Annotated in this window: 6 protein-coding genes; 4 read left to right on the top strand and 2 right to left on the bottom strand. The window is 66.8% G+C overall.

The annotated features are described in order from the left end of the window. Both ACIQ42_RS11740 and ACIQ42_RS11735 read right to left on the bottom strand, forming a co-directional pair. Window positions 1-492, bottom strand: a 492-nt coding sequence (locus ACIQ42_RS11740) for a hypothetical protein (protein ID WP_397422371.1), incomplete at its 3' end; no start/stop codon positions are given. Between the two features lie 143 nt (window positions 493-635). Beyond that, complete coding sequence (locus tag ACIQ42_RS11735; protein ID WP_397422370.1) at window positions 636-1616, bottom strand: hypothetical protein; 981 nt, start codon at window positions 1614-1616, stop codon at window positions 636-638. 247 nt (window positions 1617-1863) lie between these two features. Here ACIQ42_RS11735 and ACIQ42_RS11730 point away from each other — a divergent pair, with 247 nt between their 5' ends. The 4 genes from ACIQ42_RS11730 to ACIQ42_RS11715 form a co-directional block, all read left to right on the top strand. After that, window positions 1864-3855, top strand: coding sequence for a ParB/RepB/Spo0J family partition protein (locus ACIQ42_RS11730; RefSeq protein WP_397422369.1), 1992 nt, complete (start codon window positions 1864-1866; stop codon window positions 3853-3855). 162 nt (window positions 3856-4017) lie between these two features. Beyond that, window positions 4018-4284 carry a type II toxin-antitoxin system Phd/YefM family antitoxin gene (locus tag ACIQ42_RS11725; RefSeq protein ID WP_397422368.1) on the top strand — a complete coding sequence of 89 codons (267 nt, stop codon included), beginning with the start codon at window positions 4018-4020 and terminating at the stop codon, window positions 4282-4284. Between the two features lie 6 nt (window positions 4285-4290). Further along, complete coding sequence (locus ACIQ42_RS11720; protein WP_397422367.1) at window positions 4291-4716, top strand: hypothetical protein; 426 nt, start codon at window positions 4291-4293, stop codon at window positions 4714-4716. Window positions 4717-4819: 103 nt separating this feature from the next. Further along, the coding region (locus tag ACIQ42_RS11715) for a strawberry notch-like NTP hydrolase domain-containing protein (RefSeq protein WP_397422366.1) at window positions 4820-8990 on the top strand (4171 nt) is incomplete at its 3' end.

Below are 8990 nucleotides of genomic sequence, written 5' to 3'. Positions count from 1 at the left end.
GATGATTGATCGCAGCTCCGGTAGGCAGGAAGCGAGGTTCTCATAGAAGTTCTGCTGGCCGTCGTGCTGCAGAAGCGCGTGGAGAAGCTCGATCTGCGCGCGCCACGGTCGTAACCGCCATTGATAGGCTCTGCGTCCGATCATGCTGGCCAGATTGAGGAGTTCCGCGCATGAGAGCCTTGCGACGGCGCACTCGACAACCTCGTGGAGCACGCTCTGTAGGGCATCGCGCGGCAGCGGCGGCCCAAGCCGGGCAACCATCCCGGTCAGGGTGTCCCGGAGGCGCTGCGGGGGGCTGAGACCGCCGAGGCTCGTCAAGATGCGGAGATAGAACTCCGCGACGCGCGCGCCGTCTTGAGGGCTCCAAATCGCCGCCGCGCCCATAGCTGCACACGACATAGCGCTTCCGTCCGGCACGAACCGGCGGACCTCCCTCACTAGCTGTTCGGCGGGATGGGTATCCTGCAATGGTTCGACTGCGAAGGGGGACATAGCCGCACGCTTGTCCGCCAGGCTTCGGGAGTCATAATAAAGGTGCGCACTCCGCTTGAGCCAGGCTTCCCAGTGGGAGGCCGACCAACTCCGGGCTGCTTCGGGCACTGGACCGCGGGGTCGGAAAAGCATCGGCCACTGCACTAGATCTTACTCAATCGCTCGAGGAGAATTTGCACGTTTGTACCGGGGGAGACTTCGTTCGCGAAAGCGATGTGACCATCAGTGCTGTCATCGGCATCAACTTCGATATAGCCAACGCCGCGAAGTGCGACGCATTCCGCGAGCGCCCTTGGCACATGGATCATTTCTGGGCGACCGTGTTGTCCACCTGAACCTAAACGGCGAGTCGGATCGAGATCATAGGTACGACCGGCGTCGGTGTCGTTGAGGCTCCCGCTCTTGGGCCAAGGTCGGAATCGGGCATAGCCACATGCGTCCAGGGCGGTGGGAGCGTACACCGGTCCGAGGGCGCCCATACTTGGCGCGAGCTGGACCAAAAAACCGTACTCACTGCCGGGCCTATCGAACAATCCGAGCACATCGCGAAGCTGGCGAGCAGATCCGGACACCGTCTCCGTCGTAGCGAGTTCGAACGTAAGCCAGAGAGGAGCCCCGGGCCGCCCCACGTGCGCGCTGCTGCGGAGTCCCAAACCTCTCTCGAAGGCGTCTGCGATCCGGCGCGCGTCTGTCTCACTGAGACGATGACGCCGGATCTGCGGGACCAGGTCGGGGTCGAACCAGTGGGCGAGTGCTTGATTGGTCTGGAATGACCACGGTGCTCGCGAGACCATACGCGAGGTCGCTAGGCGCTTGCTCTTGAAGCGGTCGGAGGACCGCATCGAGTCCTTGAACCAGCGATATAGCTCGCTGAAGGAAAGGCTGGGGATTCCTAGCCAGATCGCAAGCCGAGCGCGGACTGGTGCCTGCTTCAACGCACGCTTCATCCACCGTTGCCCAAAATTTTCGATCAAGTCGCGGTCGACTGCGTCGATTGTAACGGCCAAGATCAATGCTTCGAGATGGACCCGAAGGATTGCCTCGGCCTTGCACTCGCTGTCCAAGCTCGAAGACTTTGGCGCAGCCAATCTGAATGTCAAAAGATTCCCCAAAATCGTGCGCACCCAATCTACGCAACCTCTGGGAGAACGCAATCGCGGACGTGACCGCTTTCGCGCTCCAATGCCCAATCACTGCTCAAAGCAGCTGCGCTCTTTCGGCGATTGTAACGACGAGCCGGTGCGGTCGCCAGTACCGAGCCGGCTGGCGTCAGGGTCCGGCCTGTCGTCCGCTGAAAGGAGAGAGGGACGGCTGGAGGGGGTGCGCCAAGGGGCAGGATGACCCTCGCCTCTGACGCCGGAGATGATCCCCATGACCCCCGCTGCTGAAACCCCCGCTGGCGTTCCCAACACCCAGTTCGTGCCCCTGTGCGATCTGGAGATCGCGCCTGAGAACCTTCGCGCCAAGGAGCCGGCCGACGACGAGATCGATCGGTTGGCCGAAACCATCTTCAAGGCTGACGTTGTCGTGCCCCTGTGCGTGCGACCCGGGGCCAGGAAGGAGCGGCCCTTCATGGTGCTGGACGGCCGCCGCAGGCTGCTGGCGCTCCGCAAGCTCCTGGACGCCGAAAGGATCGCGCCGGACTGGCCGGTGAAGTGCGAGGTGTTCTCCACCCGCGAAAGTCAGGCGGCGGCCACCATCCTCACCGCCGCCGAGCGCACGCCCGTTCACATCGCCGATGTGATCGTCGCCATCGGCAAGCTGCGCAAGTCGAAGATGGATACCGCCGCCATCGCCGGCGCACTCGGCTATGACGAGCTGGAGATCAAGCGTCTTTCGGCCCTGGCAGGTCTGCACGCCAAGGCGTTGAAGGCCCTGCGTCTGGGCAAGATCACCCTGAAACAGGCCCGTCAGCTGGCCCGGATCACCGATGCCGACGAGCAGGCCGATATCGCCCAGACCGCCCTCGATGGCTATCTGCAGGACTATCAGCTTGCCGCTCGCGTCGATCGGGGCCGCACCGACGTCAACGACCCGCGCTTCGCCCTGGTGGGGCCGCAGCGCTACGCGGCGATCGGCGGCCGGGTCGAATCCGACCTGTTCGGCGAACTTCCCGACGTTCTGTTGGATCCCGATACGCTGACCGAGCTTTGGCGCCAGCGCACGGAGCCGCTGGTGACCGCGTTGCAGGCCGAAGGGCTGTTCGTGTTCATCGGCCAGAGCCGCGGCTACCGCGCGCCCGACGGCTTCTTCAACCTGCCCTACATCCACGTCGCGGGCATGAGCGAGACCGCCCGAGCGGCCTACAAGGAAGCCCAGCAGGTTGTCAGGGAGGCGCACGAAGCCCTGGCGGGCGCGGATCTGGCCGCTGACGAGATCCCGAGCCTGTTGGCTTTGCTGCAGGCCGAGCGGCAGCGCGCCGCCGCCTCGCTCGAAGGCGGTACGATCGGGGCCGTGATCCTGTCTCCGGATGCCGAGGTCGGCGTCGTCGCCAGCTTCTTCTCCAACCCGGTGATCGCCCAGGAGGACGCTGATGAGGAGGCGGACACCGGCGAAGGCGGGGTCCTCGATGGGCGCTATGGGCGTAGCCAGCCCGACATCGAGTTTCCCAAGGCCGACGTCGATGTGGAAGGCGCCAGTCACGTCTTCCATGAGACCCGCACCGATGTCGCAACGCGGGGCCTGATCCGCGACCTGGCCGACAACCCCAGCGTCGCGCTGACCGCTCTGTTGGCCCAGCTGTTCAAGCATCTGGCGCTGCATGGCGGGGCTTCGGCCGAAGCGTCGGCGGTGACGGTCTCGGCGAGCGGTTATCGCCGCGGCCAGACCCCGGCCATTCCAGCGCTTGACGGTGAGGTGCGGGCCAGGCTTGAGGCGCGTCGCGAGGCCTACAAGATCTCCGGCCTTCGGCCGATCGCCTGGATCGATGGCCTGGCGCACGGGGAGAAGATGGCGCTGTTGGCCGAGCTGGTGGCCATCTCGCTCGATGTCCGCGAAGCGCGCACCAGCTCGATCCGTCACGCCGCCCGCGCGGAGGCGGCCGAGATCGCCGAACTTTGCGGGTCCGATATCGCCAGCCACTGGACGCCTGACGCCGGCTATCTGGCGGTTCACTCCAAGAAGCAGCTGATGGCGTTGCTTGAGGAGATGGACGCTTCGGACGATCGGGCGCGGACCCTGAAGAAGGACGAGCTGGTCTGCTTCGTGGCCCAGGCCGCCGCGGAACGGCAATGGGCGCCGTCTGCCCTGTCCTGGGAGAGCCACGCTTCCCTGGAGGACGAGGTCGAGGAGCCGGCGGCTGACGACGAGCCCGCCGAGGCGCAGGAAACGAACCTGCCCTCGGAGGGACAGTTGGCGGCCTGATCGGCTGAGCATCGTCCCTGAACAGAGAGCCCCGTCGGCGCCAGCCGGCGGGGCTTTTCGCTGTCTGGGCTGCAACTCGCGTATAGGCAGAAACGCTCGTGTTCGATGTTTAGGCTTGCAATAGTGCGGAAAATCCGCGTTTTACGGGCTCAGGAGGCCGCTATGCTTGAAGTCCCCGCGACTGAGGTCGCCAAGCGCTTTTCACAATACTGCCAAGCCGCCCAACGTGAGCCGGTGGCGGTGACCCATCATAGCCGCGTCACCGAAGTGCTGATGTCCAAGCACGACTACGATGAATACATGCGGCTCAAGAGCTTGGCGACCCGGGCTTTCTGGACTCACGAACTGCCCGCCGAAACGATTCAGGCCCTGGGCGAGGCGCGGATGGATCCTCGACACGACCATCTCAATGACCTGATGGACGAGTAGGATTGGGTGGCTATTCCTGATCCGGAAGCCGGCCTCGTCATTCGCTTCAACTACCTCTGGAAACGAGAACACGACCTGGGGCGCGACAACGCTCGCTATCCCAGGCCCTGCGCGATCGTCCTGTCGCATCGCCGCGCGAGCGATGGTCTGACCATGGTCCTTGTCGCGCCGATCACCCACTCCGAGCCCGATGCGGACACGCAGGCTGTGGAACTGCCGCCCCGCGTGAAGCAGCATCTGGGCCTCGATGACGCGAAGTCTTGGGTTGTTGTCGATGAGGTCAACGAGTTTGCCTGGCCGGGTTTCGACCTCGCCCCCCACCCCGGCGGCGAGATCGCCTACGGCCATCTGCCGTCGAAGCTTTACGAGAAAATTCGCCTGAGGGTGCTCGAATGCGCTCAGGCGGGAGCGTTGGGCCGGACCCTTCGCTGACGATCACCTGCCCGGCCAAAGGATGGAGGGAGGGAGGCGTCAGGTGAGCCTGACGGGACGGGAGGGAGGAACCCTCCGCCGCAGGTGATCTGGACGCTTTCCCATGAACGCCTTCCTTCCGCTCTTCGCCCAGGCGCAGGTTTCTGGTTCCGCCTCTGACAAGGCCGCCAACATCCTGGCCGCCGCGCGGGCCATGGTTCCCCATCTCAACCGCTCGCGGGCCCTCGACCGAAAGCTGGTGGCGGGGGTGATGACCATGTCCTTCGGCGGCTCGGACGCCGACGGCGCCTGGTGCTGGCGCGATGCCTACGACGCCATGGAAGCCGCCGTGGTGTTGCAGCTGCGCCGCCTGGCGCCGCAGATCAGCCGGCTCGAGGACGCGCCCGCCGAAATCGTCGCCCTGCTGGCCAGCGTCACCGAGCTGACCCTGACCCACACGCGGCGCAGCGAAGAGCAGGTGGCGCTCGATCAATTCTCCACGCCGCCGGAGCTTAGCGCCCTGGCCGTGGCCGCCGCCCAGATCCGTCCCGGTGACCGGGTGCTTGAGCCTTCGGCCGGTACAGGCCTCCTCGCCATCGTCGCCGAGGCGTGCGGCGCGGTCCTCGACCTCAACGAACTGGCCCCTGGGCGAGCCGAGATCCTTGACGGGCTGTTTCCGGCGGCCTCGCGCACCCGCCATGACGCGGTCCTGCTGAAGGACATCCTGCCGGGTTGCGGCAGCTTCCACGCCGTTATCGCCAACCCGCCGTTTCAGCAGCTGGAGGGGCATCTGCACGCCGCGCTCGATTGCTTGGCCGAAGGCGGCAGGCTCTCAGCAATCGTGCCGACCCGGCTCTTTGAGGACGCCGGCGCGATGCAGGCCCTGGGCTGCCGGGGCCGCCTGATCGCGATGCTGGTGTTCCCGCAACGCGCCTACGCCAAGCACGGAACCTCGGTCGAGACCGGGCTGCTGGTGATCGACCGCGCCGAAGGGAGCGTCCCCTCCCCCTGCCCGATTCAGTCTTGCGAGACCCTGGCCGACGCAGCCCGTCTGGCGGCGGGGGTCGCGCCTCGCCCTACGGCTCAGCCTCGCCAGTTCCGAGCCGTCTCCAACGTCGCCTTCCTGACGCCGCGGGCCCGGGCGCTGGCGACACCCTCGTCACGGCTGGGGTTCCTGGCGACGACGGCCTCGGTCGCCTACGCGGTGAAGGACTGGTCCGGCGAAGGCCACGATGTCGGCCTCTATCAGGCCTACGCGCTCGGGCGGGTCGATCTGGCGCAGGCGCGGCCACATCCCTCCCCGCTCGTGGAATCCGGGCCAATGGCCTCGGTCTCGCCGCCCGCCCCGAGCTATCGCCCGGTGTTGCCGGCCGGGATCGTCGAGCAGGGCCTCGTGTCTGACGCCCAGATTGAGACCATCATCTATGCCGGCGAAGCTCATGCCAGCAGCCTGCCAGGCGCCTGGGTGCTCGGCGAGGCCGCCCACCTGGTCCACCTGGTGGCGGAGGGCACGCAGGGCGCGGTGCAGTTTCGGCGCGGGTTCTTCCTCGGGGACGGCACCGGCTGCGGCAAGGGCCGTCAGATCGCCGGGGTCATCGCCGACAACATGGCCCAGGGCCGGGTGCGGGCCGTGTGGTTCTCGCGGAACGACGCCCTGCTTGAGGACGCCCGGCGCGATTGGAACGCCATCGGCGGGGTGGGCTCCGACATGACCCCGCAGAAGGCCTGGAAGCAGGCCGACGCCATCCGCCTGGATCGCGGCATCCTCTTCACCACCTACGCGACCTTGCGTCAGCCCGCCCGGGGAGATCGCCCGTCCCGGCTTGATCAGATCGTCAGCTGGCTGGGCGCTGACTTCGACGGTGTGATCGTGTTCGACGAGGCGCACGCGATGGCCAACGCCGCCGGTGGCGGCAAGGGCGCGCGCGGGCCGAAGAAGGCCTCGCAGCAGGGCATGGCCGGCCTGGCGTTGCAGAACCGCCTGCCCGGCGCCCGGATTCTCTACGTGTCGGCGACCGGCGCAACGACGCCGGAGAACCTCGCCTATGTCGCGCGGCTTGGCCTCTGGGGCGGGCCGGAGGCGCCGTTCAACACCCGCGACGCCTTCATGGAAGCCGTCGATAAGGGCGGCGTGGCGGTGATGGAGCTGATCGCGCGTGAACTGAAGGCGCTCGGGCTCTACATCGCCCGTTCCCTCTCCTTCGACGGCGTCGAATACGAGGCGCTGCGCCACCCGCTCGCCGCGCAGGACATCGAGATCTGGAACGCCTGGGCCGATGCCTACCAGCTGATCCATCAGAATCTGCGGGCGGCCCTGGAGGCGGTTGGACTCACGGAGGATGGCAAGGCGGCCAATGGTCAGGCGGCTTCGGCGGTGCTCTCGGCTTTCGAGGGCGCGAAGCTGCGGTTCTTCGGGCACCTGCTCGCGGGCCTCAAGGCCCCGACCCTGATTGCGGCGATCAGGACCGATCTGGCGCAGGGCCGCTCGTCCGTGGTGCAGATCGTCTCGACCAACGAGGCGGTGATGGAACGCCGGCTGGCCGAGATTCCGCCGGAGGAGTGGAACAACCTGACCATCGACATGACGCCGAAGGATCAGGTTCTCGACTATCTGATGGGAGCCTTCCCGGTCACCGCCATGCAGGCGATCGAAGACGAGGAGGGCAATGTCACCATGATCCCGGTGATGGTCGATGGCGTGCCGGTCGCCAGCCAGGAGGCGCTGCGGCTGCGCGAAGAACTCATCACCCACCTCGCATGCCTTCCGGCCGTCTGCGGGGTGCTGGACGCGGTCCTCGACACGGTGGGAACCGACGCCGTGGCCGAGATCACCGGCCGGGCTCGCCGGGTCGTGTTGCGCGGCGGCCGGCGTGTCGTCGAGCGTCGAGGCGCCTCGGCGGCCAAGGCCGAGACCGACGCCTTCATGTCCGGCAAGAAGCGGGTGCTGGTGTTCTCCGACGCCGGCGGCACCGGGCGTAGCTACCACGCCGATCTCGGTGCGGCGAACCAGCAGCGACGGGCCCACTACCTGGTCGAACCCGGCTGGCGCGCCGACGGCGCTATCCAGGGTCTTGGTCGCTCGCACCGGACCAACCAGGCTCATGCGCCGCTGTTCCGGCCGGTGACGACCGACATCCACGGCGAGAAGCGGTTCCTCAGCACCATCGCGCGGCGGCTCGACAGCCTGGGCGCCCTGACCCGTGGGGAGCGTCGTTCGGCGGGCAACGGCCTGTTTCGGCCAGAGGACAACCTGGAAAGCCCGTGGGCGCATCGCGCTCTGCAGGCCTTCTTCGTGGCCCTGCACTTCGGGTCGGTCGAGGCCATGAGCCGCGAGACGTTCGAGACCAGGACCGGGCTGAAGCTGCTGGATACCGACGGCAATCTCAAGAAGTCCGACGACATGCCGGCGATGAACACCTTCCTCAATCGCCTGTTGGCGTTGCGGATCGAGGATCAGAATGGTCTCTTCACCGCCTTCGACGAGATCCTGGCCAGCATCCTCGAACGGGCTTCGGCCTCCGGCGCCCTCGACAGGGGGATGGAGGACATCGTCGCCGACGATCTGGCGATCAAGTCGGAGGAGGTGATCCGCACCGACACCCTGACCGGCGCGCAGACCAAGATCATGACCTTCAAGGTCCGCACGCGCCGCGTGCTGATCGGGTCCGGCGAGGCGCGGCACGGGTTGAACCCCGAGGCACTGGAGTATGTGGTCAACGCCCGCTCGGGGCGGGCCGGCCTGGTGGTGAAGGGCCTGACCACGACGGACGACGACGACCGCCTGGTGCCGGCGGTGCGGATCATCCGGCCGGAGAAGCGCAGCGTCTCGCCCCTCAAGGTCTATGAGGAATCGGCCTGGGAGATCGTGCCTGAACCGATCTGGCAGGCCGCCTGGGACGCCGAGATCGCCGCGGCCGATCCCTGGATCACGCGCGAGCTGGTCCTGGTGACCGGCCTCCTCCTGCCGGTTTGGGAGAGCCTGCCGGCCAAGCAAGCCTCGGTACGGCGCCTCAAGGCGCCGGACGGTCGCCGCTGGCTTGGGCGGGTTCTGGATCCCACGGATGTCACCAAGCTGAAGATCGCGCTCGGAATCAGCGACGTCGCCACGGCCGTCGGCTCCGGCGACAACGCGGCCAGTATGGTCCTGGGCGAGAACAGCTCCATCGCCCTGACGGGCGGGTTCTGGCTTCGCCGGGCCAAGGTGATGGACCGCTACCGGCTTGAGGTTGTCGGCACCGGCTCCCAGCGCGCAATGTTCCAGGCGCTCGGCTGCTTCGTCGAAATCATCAACTACA

The sequence above is a fragment of the Phenylobacterium sp. genome (assembly GCF_044372605.1).
Lineage (GTDB): Bacteria > Pseudomonadota > Alphaproteobacteria > Caulobacterales > Caulobacteraceae > Phenylobacterium.
Note: the sequence above shows the minus strand (reverse complement) of the source record. Positions and strands in the feature narration are given on the sequence as shown.